This is a genomic window from Bacteroidia bacterium (genome assembly GCA_027493955.1).
GTDB lineage: Bacteria > Bacteroidota > Ignavibacteria > SZUA-365 > SZUA-365 > JAOSJT01.
In genome coordinates, this window is record JAOSJT010000001.1 from 3,810,358 (window position 1) to 3,827,979 (window position 17,622).

Below are 17,622 nucleotides of genomic sequence, written 5' to 3' on the forward strand. Positions count from 1 at the left end.
CTTTCGGTAAATTCTGGGTACAGAACACACCTGTACCATGTCGCCACAGATCCGGTCGCTGGTTGTGCTGAGAAAAAAGAAAAAAATCTTACCCAAAAAGTTGCTTTTCTGCTACAGAGAGTGCTATCTTACTCTTCTAGAATCAGGTCGAATATGGTAGCCGCGGAAGACGAGGCGTTCAGTTCGATACCACGCCGGGTCATCCGCTATTGTTTTTGACCAAACTCGACAGGATTCTGAAGATACTCATTAAAGAAGGTCCGGACATTGGCCAAGCCCAATTACCAGTTTGAGAAGCGGCAGCGCGACCTTGCGAAAAAGAAAAAGCAGGAAGAAAAACGACAGCGACGACTGAACAAGTCACAATCAGAGTCGAAAGACGAGCCCGAAACCGAAGCGGGCGAGTCCTCCCAGGAATAAGTATTCAATGAGCCGGTAAACGGCTTCGCTGTCGGATTCGGTGCGTGTAAGATTCTTCGATAGCGTCATTTTATAGAACACGCGAGCAAAGGAAAATTTGCAATGAAGATGTATGTCGGAAACCTCGCGTACAGTGTCACGGACGCTATGTTGCGGGAATCGTTCTCTCAGTACGGTGAAGTTTCGCAGGTCACTGTGATCAGCGATAAGTTCACGGGTCAATCCAAGGGCTTCGGCTTTGTCGAAATGCCCGACGCAGGCGAGGCCAACAACGCCATGAACGCTCTCAATGAGACCGATTTCATGGGTCGCAAAATCAAAGTCAACGAAGCGCGTCCGCAGACCGAGCGTCCGCAGCGTAACTCCCGCTGGTAATCCCGGCGATTCGTATACGAAAATCGCGGCTTTGGCCGCGATTTTTTTTGTTCCCGGAACGACCTCCAGGCGACACCACGGAAATCGTGCGCCGACAACAGGATATGTACATTACAACGGCAAGCAGAAAATGAAATCGTCCATTCGAAACAACGCCATACGCAATATTGCCATTATCGCACATGTCGATCACGGGAAGACGACATTGGTGGATCACATGTTCAGACAGAGCGGTGTGTTCCGCGAAAATCAGGACGTCGCCGATCGCGTGATGGACAGCATGGATCTCGAGCGTGAACGCGGTATTACTATCGCGGCGAAAAATTGCTCCGTGGGGTGGAGCGGAACCAAAATCAATATTCTCGATACACCCGGGCACGCCGACTTTGGCGGCGAGGTAGAACGCGCCCTGGTCATGGTGGACGGCGCCATCCTGCTTGTTGACTCATCCGAGGGCCCCCTTCCTCAAACCCGTTTCGTTCTGAAGAAGGCTCTCGAATCCCGAAAGCGCATCATCGTCGTCGTCAATAAAATCGATCGCAAGGACGCTCGCCCGGAGGAGGTGCTTCAGCATATCTACGACCTTTTCATCGAGCTGGATGCCAATGATGAACAAATAGACTTTCCCGTCCTCTATGCTGTTGGGAAGGAAGGGCGCGCCATGCGATCCCTCGGCGAAGAAGGCGCGGACCTCACCCCATTGTTCGAGACGATTATCGAAGAAATTCCCGGACCATCGTACGATCCGGCCGAGCCGTTCCAATTGCTCGTGTCCGATCTGGATTACTCGGAGTATCTGGGCCGTCTCGCGATCGGGCGCGTGTTTCATGGTTCCGTGCATCAGAACGACAGTATGGTCTGCATCGGAGAAGAAGGTACGGTGAAGCAATTGCGCGTCTCGCGCGTGCAGGTGTATGATGGCATTGGGCTCAAAGACAGTGACAGTGTTCAACCCGGAGACATCGCCATTCTCGCAGGGATTGAGGATGTACATATCGGCGACACCATCTGCACTGCGACACAGCCGAAAGCGTTGCCTCGTATCGCCGTTGACGAGCCGACGATCGCAATGTCGTTTTCCATCAATACCTCGCCGTTCGCGGGCAGAGAAGGGAAGTACGTACAATCCGCAAAATTGCGTGAGCGCTTGTACAGGGAGACGCTGAGTAATGTTGCGCTGCTTGTCGAGGATGGCGCAACGCCCGATACTTTCATCGTTAAGGGTCGTGGGGAGTTTCAGATGGCGATTCTCATCGAAACGCTCCGTCGCGAGGGTTATGAATTGAGCGTCGGCCGTCCCAGGGTCATTTATAAGGATAAGGGTGGCAAGCTGCTCGAACCCATCGAACACCTCTTCATCAATTGCGAAGAAGCGTTTACCGGGATCGTCACCGAAAAACTCTCCCAGCGAAAGGGACGCATGACGAATCTGGTCAATCACGGAACAGGACGCGTGCGTCTCGAGTTCTCCATCCCTTCGCGCGGCTTGATCGGCTACCGCAGCGAGTTTCTCACGGATACCAGGGGCACCGGTATCATGAATTCCTACCTCCAGGGGTATGAAGAATATCGTGGGGATTTTCCCACACGTCTTACCGGATCGCTCGTGTCGGATAGGCCGGGTGATGCAACGAGCTATGCTCTGTTTAATCTCGAACCACGCGGTATCATCTTCATCGAACCGGGTACTCCCGTGTACGAGGGGATGGTGGTCGGGGAGCACAACCGTGACAACGATCTCGATGTCAATCCCACCAAACCCAAAAAACTGACGAACATGCGTGCCTCAAGCAAGGATGAAACGGTGGTACTCACTCCGGTCATTCCGATGACGCTCGAACGCGCCATCGAATTCATTCGAGACGATGAACTTGTGGAAGTGACGCCCAAATCAATCCGTATCCGGAAAATAATGCTCTCGGCTCTGGATCGACACCGCGCTCGTGGTGCCGCGATTGAGCGGTCCGCATAATCCTGCCAAAGGCAAAGGTCTGCAATACCCCGTCGGGAAGGTTTTTCGCACCCGTGGTTGAGCGTTCGCCACGTGTTGTGCCTGTCGGAAGTGCAACAATTTCCTGGGTGAAAGGTCCGCTTGGAGGAAGACATAAAACCTCCCGGCCGATTCACCGCCGTACTCTGGACTGTCTGCTCTTATGGACGGATCACGAACATCGCGTGGCGCACTTCGGCTCCGCGATGGAATTGTATGATGTAGGCACCCGGACGCAGTCCTGTCGTTGTGACGTCGAGAGTCTGCTTTTCACTGGTCCGCACGACGTCGGTAATCGATGTCACCGGTCTGCCGAGCACGTCGTACACGCGCACTGTCACAATTTCCCCGACTCCGCCGGAACGCACGGTGATGGGAATATGCAGCGTCTGGCCTGTGCCGACAGGATTGGGGTAGCAGGCATCCAGCCCTATCTCGACAGGTACAGGATTGACGCTCGTGGCGCTGCCGTCGAAAAGGAAGTGTCGCTCGACCCAGACACTGTCATCACAGGCTTCGAGACGCAGACGGATGAGCATGTCGCGCATGTCGGGATTTCTGGTACGCCGCACCAGGCGATACTCGTCGTATTCCCTTTGAATAAAACCTTCAAAATCTGTGAACGCTACCGTCAAATCTTCCGCAACGGGAATGCTGAAGTAGAGTCCCCCGCTTTCTCGGCAGAGCGACATGAGGTCGGGGGGAGGAGAAGACATCCCCAGCCCGAACACAAACACTCTGAAACGATTATTTCGTGCGGTCTTCAACAATTGTTCGGTACTGGTACTGCTGCCGTTGTCGGGTCCGGTCGTGACGGCAAAGATCAGCTCCTGACCTTGCCTTCCGTTGGTAATCATCTCCACCATCCCCGCATACATCGCATCATACAACACCCGCTTTCCGCCGGGTTTCATCTCTTCGAAGGCAATCTTGCTGGCCTCACGATCATTCCCGAGAAAGGAATGCAAAATCGGTCGGTCGGCGAAGGAAATGATGCTGGCGTTCTGGCATTCAAGCTGCATGCTGTCAATGAAACTTCTTCCTGCCACTACGATACGGTTCAGGACCTCCACGGAGATCGTGGAAGAATTATCGACGAGCATTGCTATGTCGTAGCAGGAATTTCGCTCCGGTGACGCGTAACGGTCAATTTCAAAATCGTTGGAATCTACCGTTCCGTGGGGTTCCTCGAGAATGAGTTGGCGTTCTGTCAGACCATAAAGTACCGAATCTCCGCAGTAGGGTGTAAAGTACAGCTGGTAATAGTAATAATCCGGCGTGTTGGGACGCAGGAGGCGTAAATCCAACCTTGGCTGGGACGCAGCCGAAAAGGTCATCATTACCGTGAGTATGAAGAAAAATGGCCTCATGTCAGAATGCCTCCTTCCCGGTTTTCATGGTAAAGCGGGACCGGGCCAGGGTTGTGGAATATTGTAGCGATGTGCTTCACCGCGCACGGATAGAATGAAAATGGTTGCATGGTAATCGGGTGAAGAGCGGAATGCGGGCAAGATATTCCCATCATTCCGTATCAGTATGTTGTTGCCCTCGAATATCGTTTCAAACGGAGGTTTGGGGACTGTACGCATATCGCCCTGCGTAAACGCATACAGGCTTTGTTCGCATGCACCCAGAATCTCTTCACCGGGCGTGTAGTGCTCGTCGCCATCGTCATCGCGATGTAGAAGGACGGTCGCGACAGCCATCCGTGCGCAGTTGTGTTGACGGAAATACCTCGGAGGAATTTCCCCTCTCAAGGGGAGACTGACAGCGGGAATATCGAGATAATTCGCCGAGTAGGAAACCATACTGCGGAATGACAGCGTGTCCGTCGTCGCTGTCGGTGGCGGAAAGAGCACAAGCGAAATCCGTAGCCCGCTCCCTGCGAATTGCTGTATGGGAAATGCCATGGTGTCCACAAGTGCCTCGAAACGTATGGTCGTTCGTATGAACGCGGTATCGCCGCGCCACGGATCCACGCAGGGATCGGTTCCGATAATATTACTCGGATCTTTGTCGTCCGGAGGTGCGCAGCTGTTCAGGCCGGAGTACAGCACTACCACCATCGCGGCTGCGAAGCACTGTCTTGCAATCCGCCACAGCGATACTCGCGCGGCGTCGACAGAAGGTCCTATGCTGCGGCTGTCAGAACTGATAGCGTATGCCGTATGTCAATCCGAGACTGTGACTGGTAAACAATCTGTCTTTGTATCTGTATGCAAGTACGGCGCCGTCAGCGCCGAGCAAGATGCTCAGGTTACGGAGGGGAGAAAAACGCAACGCAAGGCGTGCCCCGATGACAGGGCCGAGATCCGTACCTCCGAGCTGAAACATCGCTTCAGGGGCGATATTTCCGGAGAGCGGCAGCGAAAAACGGTAGAAACCACCTCCGTACAGCAGAGCTGGTTGCCTCTGATAAATATACAGCGAGTCGTTCTCGATGCGATAATACTCCATAGCGAAAGACTTCTCTCCGACCATCAATCCGGCTGCATGCATCTGATCAAGGGCGTATGCCGCGAAAATGGAAAAATGCTGCTGCTCACGCTCCACGCCCGCCCGGTGATAATCGATGTATGGCCATGTGCTGAGATGTTCTCGCTGTACCTCGACGTCAATGCGGCCGGAGCTCGCAAACTGCGGCGGGGTCACAGGTGCTTCCTGTATCATTACTGCGCGCTTGTCAATGGGGAGCTGAGCGAGGGCGACGTACTGCGTATCGATACGGTACAGAAGAACCGTGTCCACTTTCGCCAGCGGAGGCGGGAGGAATACTGTATCCACACGCGTGAGAATGATGGTGCGGTATTCCGGAGCGGGTGGTGTTGCTTGTCCCGCGCGAGGATCGCCTGGCTGCGGAGACGTTTGCGAGCCGGATCGGGAAGTGGTTTGCACAAGATCATGTTGCCCGGTGGATGATGTCGCGGGTGCACCGTTCACCGCCGGATCCGAGTGGTGCTTCATGGTGTCGTTGAGCAGAAACCCCCCGGTAAAGAGTGCGCAACCGAGAAGTACCGTACCCAGGATGCGCGGCAACGTCCACCAGGGTACAGCTGCTCCAAGCCCCGATGTGTGACCGACTGCAGCTGCTGTCGTGCCTGCGGAACTGGTCCCCGCTGCGGAGATAGCCTTGCCCGAAGCGTCCACACCCAGGACGGAAGCCGCCCCCGCTCCTCCGACTGCTCCGCCTGCGGCTGCGAGTCCCGCTGCGGTACCCACACCGGCAGCGCCAAGCACCGCGGCGTCCAGTGATGGTGGAACAGTGATGGCGCGTGCATCGGCAGCGAGCATGGATTTCAAGGAAAGGTATTCATGAAGCAGTGCGCGCTTTTCAGGTGAGACGGAGAGGATATGGAGAAACTCCGTTTCCTCAGCAGCGTCAAGGGCACCGTCGATGAATGCCGATATGTGTTCTTCGAATTGCATGGCTCTGTCTATTTTTTGGGTCCCGGATTCAACATCTCGCGGAGGTGCGTCCTCGCGCGGAACAATCTCTTTCGTACGGTGCTGATCGGAAGCTCCGTCAGAGCGGCTATCTCGTCATATGTGTATCCATGGTAATCATGGAGTATGACGACTTCGCGTTGATCGTCCGGGAGGGTTTGTACCGCACCGCGAAGCTGTACTTTTCTGTCCTCGTCCTCAATGCCCGGTTCGACAAGCGTCTCTACCGCGCTGTTGATATCTATGGTGAACTTCGCGTCGCGAAGAATATTGAGACAGCGGTTGCGCGAGCTGCGCATGAGATAGGCACCAAGGCAATCAATCTCCTGACCGTCGCGGATTCGCTCCAGCATCGCGATGAACACATCCTGGAATACATCCTCCACACCACCGCGGTGACCCAGAAACAGCGAGCAATACGAGTATACCTTGTGTTTGTGCTCCGCGTACAACTCTGCGAAGGCGCCGTTGTCGCCCGCACGGATGCGCTGTTGCAGCTGGAAATCCTGCGAAACCGTTTGACTCACTTCTTCGTGCACGTGATTCCTGCAATACTTGTCAGACACGTTACTGCCGTGTCATAGGGATGACACATGAAACGCTGAAAAATTCCTCTGAAAGGGATAATCCGAAAAATTTTTTTTGCCAAAGTGCCGGAAAGCACCTTTGACATACGTCAGCCCGATCTGGATTCGGATTTGTCGCAGTATTGTTATCCGGATGTCTGTCTTTTCACCTGTCGCCTTGAGAAAGTCCGTAGATGAATGAAGAGTGGTACTCGTGCCACGGCAAGTCCTGAATCATCGGATGATACAGTGCACGGCGGCACGTCCGCCGGCGGCATGGAGTTCCAAAATGTAGAATCCCGGCGACAGCGTGGGTATGCCGATAGTTGTGGTCATGAGTCTTCCGGTGGATCGCTCCGGTGCATGGCTGAGGCACTTGCGCCCGAGAGCATCTCGCAGGATCACTTTTGGTGCGCTTCCGGCGGGGGCAGCCCAGTGCACGGAAAGCCGGGATCCACCCCGTACAGGATTCGGAGAAATGGAGATATGCAGAGAATGCGGTGCTACGTCAACATGCCTGAGTCCCGTTGCAATGTCGCCAAGCTCAAAGTACATCGTATCCCCAAGAGGGATGCGTGTCATCGAGCCGCGATTGTCCACCGCCGTGATATACCATTGTAACCAGCGTGCATCGGCGGGAACAGAGACGGCAATCATTTCATCCACACCGGGTGTGAGGGTCGCTTCATGCGCTGTAAAACGATGATTAGGTTGTGTTCGATGGTTGATGAAGACGTGTTCGAGCTTCCACTCCGTATCCCTGGTGTCTCCTTCGATGCGCAGATGGAAGAAATTGTCCTCACCCGAGCGCAGCGAGTACGGTGGAAAATGGTAAACGTACGGCGCATGATTCCATGCGTATTCACCGAAGGCATCGAGATAATCGTAGTTGCGCGCCCAGGTGGTGTACATCATCCCGAGTACATTCGGAACGCCGCGCATCCACTCCTTCCAGGTGCGTATCTGCTTCGCGTCCCGGTCATAAAATGGTGCTGAAATCTGACGGAATCCGCGGTCGGCGAAAAAGGCGAGACTCTGACGGACAACATTTTCCCGTCCGTTCCAGTTGACAATCCCGACATCGCTCGGGATCTGATCGGCGCTCCCGCGCAAATCACCGCGAACGAGGTAGTAAGGACCCTGCACGGCATTGTGAAATTCATCGAACATGTCGCTCCACACCCAGATATCCGCGTCGGGAGCGTGCTTCTTAATGATGCTTGTACAACGCTGTACATTATCAGCCACTATTCCGGAAGGAATCAATCCGCGTGCGTCATCCCCGGCGTCCCAGTTCATGACGCGGATTTCATCATGCTGCATGAAATACCTGCCGGCTTCGAGTACGCTGTCCAATTGCGCGAATTCGCGATCGAGAATGTCGTATACCTCTGGATCGGACATCGTTGCGATAACCTGACTCTGATGGATCAGCACGGTGTGATAATACGAAACAAGCATCGTATCGCCGTTTCTGATGATGCCGCCCGCTGTTGCTCGCAGCGTCGGAGGTGTATGCCAGCGGTCGTAATCACCCGGATAGCTGCGGTTACCCATGCGATGATCTCGCAGGGTATCGAAGTCCACTCCTTCCGTGAGCGTCGGTCCTTCGGTGGACCGACTGATGACCAGCGGGGCACCGTCGCGACGGATGAGGTTGACGAAAGCCGCTTCTTCGAGCAGAAGGTCATCCCACCAGATGCGTCCCGACCGTGCACCCCAGGTGCCCCAGTAAACACCGACGGTATCGGCCTCCAGGGAATTGAACGTAAAGTCAACGGGAATCCAGTCTGTGGACGATGGAATGGAGAACTCGTTAAATGCGAGATTGTATCCCGCGTTGCTCAGCACCGCAATATTGATGGCAGATGCAGGCTCGAGCGCTTCTGTTCGTACCCATCCCCGCACGTGATACAGCGTAAACGGCTTGACGTTCGTCCAGTACGAAATGCGTCCGTGCCCATGTTGCGGCGAGTGCTGCGCGAAATTTTCAAGTCGGATGCTGGCCGCACCAGAGTGCTTCGTCTGTGTATCGACAAAACTGATCAAACCCGGCTGATCGATGAAGCGAAAACCGGGGAAGGTATTGTTACTGTACTGTTCGAAACCACCATTTGGCAGTGTCACGCGTACTGCTGGTAAGAGCCGGGCGGTATCGGCTTCGAAAACGAAGCGCTGTTCCCTCACCGGAAGACCGGAAGCGAGATTGGGATTGTGGAAGAGCAGATCATTGGAATATCCGAAGGGCATGACACCCGGAATTATGTCAAGTCCATGTGCTTCCGCGTAATCCCGCAACGAGGCGAGTGAATCTTGATAGCGGCGCGGGAGTGTCGTCGGTCGTTGGAACTTCGAGTCGTTTAAATGAATACCGTTGATCCTGTGCTCAACAGCTCTGTCCCATAGCTGTTTCGCGGCCGTGACGTTTGCGCCGACAAGAATGTTCGTAGCCTGGTACATCCAGCGTATGGGGAATTCCGGGACGTCGATGATGCGACAGGCTTCAAGACCCCACCAACCGGCGTGAGGAAAAAGCATCTGCTTCAGCGTGTGTACGCCATAACGCAACCCCGCCTCATCACTGCCGTTGACCACGATGCGCATGGGTAGAGCGTCGAGCACGTATCCTTCCGGCCCGGGATAGGTGGCAGTGACACGCACAAATTGATCCGGCAGTGCTGCCAGCATGCTGTTGATGAACTCGGCGCGCACACCAAGATAAATTCCGGTTTCCAGAGTATCTCCCGCTGTCCAGATCCGCACGAGCATGGTGTCCGACATGTGCTGTCGAAGATGTGCGTTTATTCTCTCTGCTTGGTCGAACGCCGGATTCACCGGGTCCACGAATATCACCTGACCTGCGGAGGGATAGAATACCGCGCTGAAAAATCGCGAATACGCCTGCCGGGGCCGAGGATGGAGAGACTCAAGTCGCGTCTGGGCAGCGGCACTCGCTTGGAGAATCAGGACGAGGAACACCGTAATCGCAAAACTGGAACAATGCTTTCGCATGGTACGTCCGTGCTTATGGCTATTGTGCAACCTACAAAACGCTGCGGTCAGTGTAAATGGAAAAATTTCGACGAAAGGAAATACAGACCGATAAGTGCGATGATGGGAAACAGTAAAACAGCACCTTAGCCATGGCTTGCAGACTTGTATGGTGAAACGCTCTGTCCTGAAACCGGACGGTATATCATCATTTCTCCGTTTTACCGCAACAAAATGCGCGGGAGGCCGTTTATTCATGTACCCCCTTCATCGTCGGAATAAGCGCACAGCACAGAAATGACCGCAGTGCCGTTGGACGGGGAGATTGAGAGCATAGCCCCAGTGTCATTTTATTCTGACACTGGGGAAGGCCTGAACCTTGCGAATACGTTTTCGAAAAAAATTATACGACCATGAAACGAAAGGATGACAGCAATGCCTGATGTAATACATTCCACTGCGGTAAACGAGCTTCGCCGCGGTTTTCACGGGGAACTTATCATGCCGGATTCTCCCTCATTCGATGAGAACCGTACCGTTTTTAACGCGATGATTGACAGACGCCCTGCTCTGATCGCTCAATGTGTCAACGTCGAAGACGTCATCCGAGCCGTGAACTTCGGACGTGAACAGGGCATCGAGATCGCGGTACGAGGTGGTGGCCACAGCGTCGCTGGAAAATCCCTGAGCGAGGGAGGACTCGTCATCGATCTCCGGCGCATGAACAGCGTGTCCGTCGATCCTGATGTACGCACGGCGAAGGTTTCAGGGGGCGCCACCATGGGACATCTGGATCGCGCTACCGCCGCCTACGGACTCGCCACAACCGGCGGACGCGTATCTTCCACCGGTGTAGGGGGCTATACGCTCGGCGGTGGCGACGGCTGGCTGGCGAGATATCTGGGCCTCGCATGCGACAATCTCGTAGAAGTGGAGCTTGTGACTGCAGACGGAAGCCTCCTTCGGGTCTCGGAGAAGGAACATGGAGAGTTGTTCTGGGCCTTGCATGGAGGTGGAGGGAATTTCGGGATAGCTACATCCCTGACCTTCCGTTTGAAGGAATTGTCGCAGGTGCATGTCACGCTTCTGTTCTGGAAACCGGAGCGCGGTCCGGAGGTTATCCGTGCATATCGCGATTTTATGGAAGGCGCACCAGACGAATTCGGAGGTGGTTTGTTCTATCTCACCGGCCCCGCCGAACCATTCGTCCCGGATGCATTGCATGGCCAGCTCGCCCTTGCTGTGCTTCTCGTCTATGCCGGACCTGCGGATACAGCCGGACAGCTTGCGGCACCCATGCTCGCGCTCGATCACGACGGCGCAATGATCACGGAAATGCCCTACGTGGATTTCCAATGCATGTTGGACGATCCTCCCGGATACCGCAACTATTGGACAGCGGAGTATCTCTCCGCATTTCCCGACGCCGCCGTAAATAACTTCAGCAAGCGGGCGAGCGACATGATTGTTCCTTCTCCTTCTCAACATGTGCTGATTCCGCAAGGCGGCGCGATAGACCGTGGGCCTTCCCACTACCCTCTGCCCTGGCGGTCGGCGCCCTGGTGTGTGCATCCGTTCGGATTATGGGAAAATCCTCTCGATGATGCACGCGGAAAGAAGTGGGCGCGGAGCATACGAGAAGAGATGAAGCCGTGGGCGCTCGATTCCGTGTACCTGAATTTCATAGGCGAGGAGGGTGAAGAGCGCATCATTGCAAGCTTCGGCGAGGAGAATTACCGGCGTCTGGCCGGCGTGAAAGCCACATACGATCCGGAAAACCTTTTCCGATTGAATCAGAACATCAAACCGAGGTGATCGGAAGCGCCTTTCCTGAGAATTGCACCGAATGATTCAATCCCGTAAGCTGCGCATGCGTTCAGGATCCATTCGATATTTTCCGGTATCGCAAGAAACAGGTACTTCACACAGCTTCATCGTTATGATCGTATCCCGTCAGATTGACGTTCCTGGTGCCAGACTGTATTCCGAAGCCATCGGCAGTGTCACAGATACCCCGGTGCTTCTTCTTATGGGCGCAATGGCATCGGGACTATGGTGGCCCGAACAATTCTGTCGCGTATTGGCGGCACGGGGCCGCTTCGTTCTTCGTTATGATCACCGTGACACAGGAGGGTCCACCAAGTACCCGCTCGGGGAACCAGGCTACACCGTGGAGGATATGGCGGATGATGCCATTGCAGTACTCGGTGCGTTTGAGATCACCCGCGCACATCTCGTCGGTATGTCACTCGGGGGCTTTCTCGCACAGCTGATCGCACTAAAGCATCCTGCGCATGTATCGTCGCTCACGCTCATCGCCAGCGAGCCACTTGGCCCCGGCGACCCGGACATCCCGGGCATAGACGAGCGTGTCCTGCAACATCATCTGCTCGGCGCGGAATTGGACTGGAGTGACCGCGCCGCTGTCGTGGATTTTTCTACCGAAGGTTGGCGACTTCTCAACGGAAGTGCGCACGCCTTCGATGAAGCCCACATACGCCATCTTGCGGAAGAAGAGTACGACCGGAGCGGAGGAAGCCGGAGTTTCATGAACCACGCATTCCTCAGTGGTGGAGAGCGATGGTTCGGCAGATTGAACGAAATCCGTGTTCCAACACTTATCATCCATGGTACCGATGATATCGTATTGCGTTATGAGAATGCGCATGCACTGCAACAGCAAATCCCTTCTTCGCGTTTGCTGACGCTCCAGGGAAGCGGACATGAACTCCATCCGGCCGACTGGGAAACCGTGGTATCCGCCATCGAAGCACATACGGTGTGATTACCGGAACCGGTCAACGCTGACAGCGGTGCGATTTTGAGCGCACGATCACTGCGAGACTGTCTTGTTACGTTGTTTTTCCAGGAATATAATCAGAGACCCTTTCCCGCCGACCTTTCGATGAAACGGATCGTGATTCCGTCGTAATCTCACCTCCGTCCTTCCTTGCCTGGTACGGATCGGCGATGATGAGGGGCCGACGGTTTTTCATCCGGACCAAACATCAACGGCGCCATTGCGGCGCCGTTGTGTCAGAGTATGTTCATGTATGGATCCAGCGAGAAATCAGAACGTCAGAACCTTGTCGCACTCCACCGTCCACTGCACAAACTCCTTCATATTGCTGAGTTTCACCCCCTCGATGAACGGAAGCGTCGCAATGCCGCGCGCTTCGGAGCAGCCGCCGCAGCTTTTCACTTCGCCTCCCTTCTGAATGACGGCTTGAAGCATGCGTTCGATGTTATAATAGCCATTGGGTGTGTTCTGTCCCGGAAGCCCGCAAAACACCGCGTCCGCCAGGAGAAAGATTCGGATTTCAACAGTATCGCCATGGTCCTTCTGTAGCGTCATAGCCATACGCAATGCGTTGTATGCCTTTTCCGTCCCGTAGGGCGCATCGTTTATGATGAAAAGTATTTTCTGCATGATCGTGCCTGTTAGGATAAACGGTGGATCCATTATTCGAAATGTTGATGTGCGGTTAGCGGGTGATCGCTTTCTCGTAACGGGTGCTAACTGCATCCCAGTTGATCACGTTCCACAACGCCTGAAGATAATCACCTCGACGGTTTTGATACTTGAGGTAGTAGGCGTGCTCCCAAACATCGATGCCCAGAATCGGTGTACCCCTGACTTCCACGACATCCATCAGAGGATTATCCTGATTTGGGGTGGATGAAATGGCGAGCTTCTTGTCCGCAGTCACGAGCAGCCAGGCCCAGCCGGAACCGAAGCGCGTGGCTGCTGCTTTATTCAGCTGTTCCTTCATCTTGTCCATTCCACCGAAGGCCTCCTCGATAGACTGCGCCAGGGATGCGGAAGGCCGGGTATTTCTTTTCGGGGTCAGAATCTCCCAGAACAGGGTGTGATTGTAGTGACCGCCACCGTTGTTGCGAACAGCGGTGCTGAATTTGGAAATGTTCGCCATCATCGCTTCGAGATCGGTGATGGGTGACGGTGCTGATTCGGAAAGCGCCTTGTTGAGATTGGACACGTACGCCGCATGATGCTTGCTGTAATGAATCTCCATTGTTTGAGCGTCAACAAATGGCTCAAGCGCGTCGTAGGCATAGGGTAGGGGTTCCTGGGTGAACTGAGCGGTGGCGACGTTACTCAGAACGAGGGCCGCCGCGAATAGGAATACGAGAAATTTCATGATGCACTTTTCTCCGATAGTGACGATGGATGCGTTCGGGGATGGTTGTTCTCAGAACATTGCTGAATGTATTGGATGCCTGAACTGCTGCAGGGATGCATGCGTGGCTTCACTCTGTGTACATACGAGATGTCACTTTGTGCGACAAATCGACAGCACATCGCAAGAAGAGACAACAATCCTGCGACATGATTCGTTCGCAAGCGCTTTATTCATGCATCGCGCGCACCAAAGGATGTGCAGGATCTTCGCACGGTGAGAAACCGCGATATCTTCCACACAGATGTACCGTGACGTACAATGCTCCGAAGCGATGTGTTGGAAAAATGGGGTGTTGTCGGGAGTTTCTGCGCTCCTGTCACTGATGTTCCGGGAGAGCGCAGGAATAGTCCGGCATGAACCACTGTATTATTGACTTTCATGGAAAGAAAAAAAACGATATTGTTGCATGTTGTCCACACGATGCTTGAGGTCCATCATGTCTCGAATTATTACGCTCACCTGTACTCTGTTGATAGTGTTCGCAGGCTGCGGAACCGATGAAGACAACCCGACGCCGCAAGGTCCGAAAGCGACAGGTGCTCTTGTAAGTGTTGAGGGGTGCAAAAGCTTCATTCGTACTTCCGGCGATGAGAAGAACAAAAGCTGCCTGCATTGGAATTACTCGGCCGCATCGGGGACGCTCGATCTGAATCATGAAAATGCGGGTTTCAATTGCTGTCCCCAGGCTATCAACGCAAGTGTGGAAATCGAAGGTCAGATCATCACGGTTTATGAAAGCGAGGTCGGTCCGGACTGCCGCTGCAACTGTCTGTACGATTTGCACATACGCATCGAAAATCTCGCGGAGGACAGCTATGTGATTCGCATGGTCGAACCCTATCGGCACAAGGATGACGATGAATTGCTTGTGCCTGTGGATTTGCGTAACGCACCGAGCGGATCACTCTGCGTTCCGCGTTTCAATTATCCCTCGGGGCAATAGCTTCCGCGCTTCGGCGGGACAGCGCCAATCTTCAAAAACACGACAGGCGGCCCGGGCCGCCTGTCGTGTTCTGTGTCGCCATTCCTCCTCCTCCGGGAATCAGGCAAGTACAAGGAGCTTGAGCATGCGCGTGCTGTTTCCTGTCTGGATACGAACGAAGTACACTCCAGGCTTGACGAGATTACCGTTGCTGCTCCGGCCATCCCAGGAAACGGTATGCATTCCGGGACGCAGGAAGGAGGTAGCGAGCACCGCGACTTCCCGACCCAGCAAATCTACAAGCACCACACGCACCGTCGCACCATCGCGTAGTTCCATCGGAATGGACAGGGACATTCCAGATGAGACAGAGAACGGATGCGGATAGAGCGGACGAATCGTGACATCGCTCGGGACACTTGCCTGTAGCTGCTCGACCCCGGTGGGAGGATCTATGGTATTCGTTTCCAGCACCAAAAAGGCGGTATACGGGCTGAGCACCTGATGCTTGATGCTCAGGTTCACGACGCTTTCCACAAGCTCAGGTAATTCGCCCTGCACGCGAATCTGCTCAAGCAGCTCATCGATGCGCTTCGCAGCCCAGTATGCCGCCACTTGTTTCATGTCCGTAACCCACTCACTGAGATCCACATCACGGCTGATGGAGATTTGCCGACCGTCAGATCCGAGATAGCGGAGTGTGGCCTTTTCCTTCAGTCCGCCGGTGATACGTCCCGTCGTAAGAAGGTTCTGCATGCCGACGATGGCCGGGAAGACACGAGGATACACGAAATAGCTTCTGCCGAGCTCATACACCACCTCTGGTGCGCGAAGACCGGCGACATTGATATCCAGCATCACGCGTTCAATGACGGTCTGTAAACCGTCCCCGTTTTCGACGAGCGTTACCTTTCCGCCTCGTGCCGCCGCAAGGTCGTAGAGCAGATCTATTTTGGGACTGAAAACGATCACAGGATTCAGCGTCACTCCACTGGTGTCGTGCGTACGGATGACTTCCAGAAGTCCGTCGTAGGAGGTCTGTCCGGTGTTCGGGACTCCGTCGGTCAGGAACAGCATTCGGTGATCCGCATCCGGTCTGAATACTGCGGAGTAGCCGGAAATGAACGCCTGCTCATAGTTCGTGAGGCCACCCGTAAGGTACATGCGAAGGATGTAGTCCACAGCCGCATCGATGTTTTCCGCCGTCGCGAAGGTCATTCCGTCCGGTGTGTTTGGCCATGCCAGAGCATTGCTGCTGAAGATCACGATGCGGAAACGATCCTGTGGCGTCAGTTGCCGCAGAACGCCGATAACAGCATCCTGTACCATGACACGGCGATTTTCATCCATGCTGCCGGAAGCATCAAGTATGAAAACGAGATCGCGAGGCAGTCCGCCTCCGCTTCCATTATCCACCGGATGCCAGCACATGAAATAGGGATCCCCCATGGTCACTTCAGGATCATTCCAAAGCAAAGCAGGGAAGGTGGAGTAAATTCCACGAGGTTTGTAGCGCACCACGAAATCTTCTGTGTACATCTGCTGTTCCAGCCCGAAATCCGTTCGGAAACGATGTTCATCGAACTGCACAGTACGACACAACGTCGGTCGGTCATCAAAATTGCACGCAATCGCATCGATGGGGAGTTTCGATTCGACATCCACCCGGAGGGAGGTTTGCTCGACGGGCACAGTCTGGTAACCCGACAGATTCAAGGGGTAACGGTAATGCACCCAGCCATCGGAGGTGAGAGGGAGAGGCACGAAGTAGCGCATCTCCACGCGGCGTGAACTTCTGGGATTGATCGGAAACACTTTGAGTTGAAATCGGTTCTTCCCCAGTGATTCCAATATCGCCGGATCCCGCCTTTGACCAACGACAACACTGTCATACAAGCGCTGTGCCTCCTCCTTGGTCTTCACGATAAACGTTCGTCGCTGACCGTCCACCCAGAGCCATAATCCATCAACTTTCGCCCCTTCCGGAAGCGAGAACGCATAAAAACCTTCGAGTGTAAGGTTGTTGTCGTTGAAAAACTCCTCGTCCACATGTGTCACGGCCATCTGGCCGACAATACGCACCGTGGTGCGTATATGACTTATTCGCAGATTGTACACGGGAGCTTCAGTTCCAGCGCGGCGTGCATACAGCACCCCGGCCTGCACTTCCGACCCGAAAAGGGTAAGAAGGAGAATTCCAATCCATAACCGCATCATCTTTTCCTCCTGTTCAAGGTTATCTCGGTATAGGGATGACACATGAAACGGAAAAAAATTCCCCTCTCCGGGAAGATTTTTTTTTTCGACGATAATCAGAAAATCCGGACGCATCCGTGAACCTGCCGTGCGCAGAACGCGGGACAGTCATGTTCACCGGGAGTAGTGCGCGGGAGCATCGCGAAGCATGAACATTTTTCGCTGTTGACCAGAGGTAAATGATGGATGCCAGGGCGTTCGCGTGCAAGACGATCAGGGACACGGTTGGAGGTCTCAATCTGTCTGTATGGTGCAACAAAGGATACAGCATGTCCGTAATAGCTGAACGCGACGCAATCCTTGACATGTGGATATTTTCTTCCAAAAACTGGCCGCAAAACCAGGTCTTTGAATGGTCTTAAAAAAAAAAGACCGGAAAGCGAAAAAAAACTTGACTTCCAGATCAAACTTCCGTTTATTGCATTCGTCTCTCTCTTCAATCTTAATCGCCACATC

14 protein-coding genes are annotated in these 17,622 nt (G+C 54.2%); 6 read left to right on the forward strand and 8 right to left on the reverse strand.

Annotated elements, in window-relative coordinates; genetic code table 11:
• Positions 1–267 precede the first annotated feature (267 nt).
• The 3 genes from M5R41_14585 to typA all read left to right on the forward strand — a co-directional run bounded on the left by M5R41_14585 (position 268) and on the right by typA (position 2,767).
• Entirely contained in the window at positions 268–420 is a 153-nt protein-coding gene (locus M5R41_14585) for a hypothetical protein (protein ID MCZ7557622.1), read from the forward strand.
• A 102-nt stretch (positions 421–522) separates the two neighbouring features.
• Positions 523–795 carry an RNA-binding protein gene (locus M5R41_14590; GenBank protein MCZ7557623.1) on the forward strand — a complete coding sequence of 91 codons (273 nt, stop codon included), beginning with the start codon at positions 523–525 and terminating at the stop codon, positions 793–795.
• Between the two features lie 130 nt (positions 796–925).
• The gene (typA, locus tag M5R41_14595) at positions 926–2,767 is read left to right on the forward strand and encodes a translational GTPase TypA (GenBank protein MCZ7557624.1); all 1,842 of its coding nucleotides are present in this window, start codon (positions 926–928) and stop codon (positions 2,765–2,767) included.
• A gap of 179 nt (positions 2,768–2,946) precedes the next feature.
• On the opposite strand, the gene M5R41_14600 is transcribed toward typA, so the two are convergent.
• The 5 genes from M5R41_14600 to M5R41_14620 all read right to left on the reverse strand — a co-directional run bounded on the left by M5R41_14600 (position 2,947) and on the right by M5R41_14620 (position 9,807).
• Complete coding sequence (locus M5R41_14600) at positions 2,947–4,155, reverse strand: VWA domain-containing protein (GenBank protein ID MCZ7557625.1); 1,209 nt, start codon at positions 4,153–4,155, stop codon at positions 2,947–2,949.
• Between the two features lie 24 nt (positions 4,156–4,179).
• Positions 4,180–4,851 (reverse strand): hypothetical protein, encoded by a 672-nt coding sequence (locus tag M5R41_14605; GenBank protein ID MCZ7557626.1) that lies wholly within the window; start codon positions 4,849–4,851, stop codon positions 4,180–4,182.
• 79 nt (positions 4,852–4,930) lie between these two features.
• Positions 4,931–6,211: a hypothetical protein gene (locus tag M5R41_14610; protein ID MCZ7557627.1), complete on the reverse strand. Its 1,281-nt coding sequence runs from the start codon at positions 6,209–6,211 to the stop codon at positions 4,931–4,933.
• Between the two features lie 8 nt (positions 6,212–6,219).
• On the reverse strand, positions 6,220–6,795 hold the full coding sequence (locus M5R41_14615) for an RNA polymerase sigma factor (GenBank protein MCZ7557628.1): 576 nt from the start codon (positions 6,793–6,795) through the stop codon (positions 6,220–6,222).
• Positions 6,796–7,029: 234 nt separating this feature from the next.
• Positions 7,030–9,807 (reverse strand): hypothetical protein, encoded by a 2,778-nt coding sequence (locus M5R41_14620; protein ID MCZ7557629.1) that lies wholly within the window; start codon positions 9,805–9,807, stop codon positions 7,030–7,032.
• A gap of 414 nt (positions 9,808–10,221) precedes the next feature.
• On the opposite strand from M5R41_14620, the gene M5R41_14625 reads away from it, so the two are divergent.
• Both M5R41_14625 and M5R41_14630 read left to right on the forward strand, forming a co-directional pair.
• Positions 10,222–11,601 (forward strand): FAD-binding oxidoreductase, encoded by a 1,380-nt coding sequence (locus M5R41_14625; protein MCZ7557630.1) that lies wholly within the window; start codon positions 10,222–10,224, stop codon positions 11,599–11,601.
• 124 nt (positions 11,602–11,725) lie between these two features.
• The gene (locus M5R41_14630) at positions 11,726–12,571 is read left to right on the forward strand and encodes an alpha/beta fold hydrolase (GenBank protein ID MCZ7557631.1); all 846 of its coding nucleotides are present in this window, start codon (positions 11,726–11,728) and stop codon (positions 12,569–12,571) included.
• A gap of 285 nt (positions 12,572–12,856) precedes the next feature.
• Here the strand turns inward: M5R41_14630 and M5R41_14635 are convergent, their stop codons facing one another.
• Together M5R41_14635 and M5R41_14640 are read right to left on the reverse strand one after the other, a co-directional pair.
• On the reverse strand, positions 12,857–13,216 hold the full coding sequence (locus M5R41_14635) for a DsrE family protein (GenBank protein MCZ7557632.1): 360 nt from the start codon (positions 13,214–13,216) through the stop codon (positions 12,857–12,859).
• A gap of 55 nt (positions 13,217–13,271) precedes the next feature.
• Positions 13,272–13,946 (reverse strand): superoxide dismutase, encoded by a 675-nt coding sequence (locus tag M5R41_14640; GenBank protein ID MCZ7557633.1) that lies wholly within the window; start codon positions 13,944–13,946, stop codon positions 13,272–13,274.
• Positions 13,947–14,424: 478 nt separating this feature from the next.
• Between M5R41_14640 and M5R41_14645 the strand changes: the two genes are divergently transcribed.
• The gene (locus M5R41_14645; protein ID MCZ7557634.1) at positions 14,425–14,931 is read left to right on the forward strand and encodes a hypothetical protein; all 507 of its coding nucleotides are present in this window, start codon (positions 14,425–14,427) and stop codon (positions 14,929–14,931) included.
• A 99-nt stretch (positions 14,932–15,030) separates the two neighbouring features.
• Here the strand turns inward: M5R41_14645 and M5R41_14650 are convergent, their stop codons facing one another.
• A complete protein-coding gene (locus M5R41_14650; GenBank protein MCZ7557635.1) occupies positions 15,031–17,127 on the reverse strand; it encodes a VIT domain-containing protein in 2,097 nt (698 codons plus the stop codon).
• Between the last annotated feature and the right edge of the window lie 495 nt (positions 17,128–17,622).

What these genes read in the sequence shown, in the direction of transcription:
- M5R41_14635 (MCZ7557632.1), bottom strand. Translation starts at nt 13,216, where the DNA reads ATGCAGAAAATACTTTTCATCATAAACGATGCGCCCTACGGGACGGAA.
- M5R41_14645 (MCZ7557634.1), top strand. Translation starts at nt 14,425, where the DNA reads ATGTCTCGAATTATTACGCTCACCTGTACTCTGTTGATAGTGTTCGCA.
- M5R41_14610 (MCZ7557627.1), bottom strand. Translation starts at nt 6,211, where the DNA reads ATGCAATTCGAAGAACACATATCGGCATTCATCGACGGTGCCCTTGAC.
- typA (MCZ7557624.1), top strand. Translation starts at nt 926, where the DNA reads ATGAAATCGTCCATTCGAAACAACGCCATACGCAATATTGCCATTATC.
- M5R41_14640 (MCZ7557633.1), bottom strand. Translation starts at nt 13,946, where the DNA reads ATGAAATTTCTCGTATTCCTATTCGCGGCGGCCCTCGTTCTGAGTAAC.
- M5R41_14600 (MCZ7557625.1), bottom strand. Translation starts at nt 4,155, where the DNA reads ATGAGGCCATTTTTCTTCATACTCACGGTAATGATGACCTTTTCGGCT.
- M5R41_14620 (MCZ7557629.1), bottom strand. Translation starts at nt 9,807, where the DNA reads ATGCGAAAGCATTGTTCCAGTTTTGCGATTACGGTGTTCCTCGTCCTG.
- M5R41_14630 (MCZ7557631.1), top strand. Translation starts at nt 11,726, where the DNA reads ATGATCGTATCCCGTCAGATTGACGTTCCTGGTGCCAGACTGTATTCC.
- M5R41_14605 (MCZ7557626.1), bottom strand. Translation starts at nt 4,851, where the DNA reads ATGGTGGTAGTGCTGTACTCCGGCCTGAACAGCTGCGCACCTCCGGAC.
- M5R41_14650 (MCZ7557635.1), bottom strand. Translation starts at nt 17,127, where the DNA reads ATGATGCGGTTATGGATTGGAATTCTCCTTCTTACCCTTTTCGGGTCG.
- M5R41_14590 (MCZ7557623.1), top strand. Translation starts at nt 523, where the DNA reads ATGAAGATGTATGTCGGAAACCTCGCGTACAGTGTCACGGACGCTATG.
- M5R41_14625 (MCZ7557630.1), top strand. Translation starts at nt 10,222, where the DNA reads ATGCCTGATGTAATACATTCCACTGCGGTAAACGAGCTTCGCCGCGGT.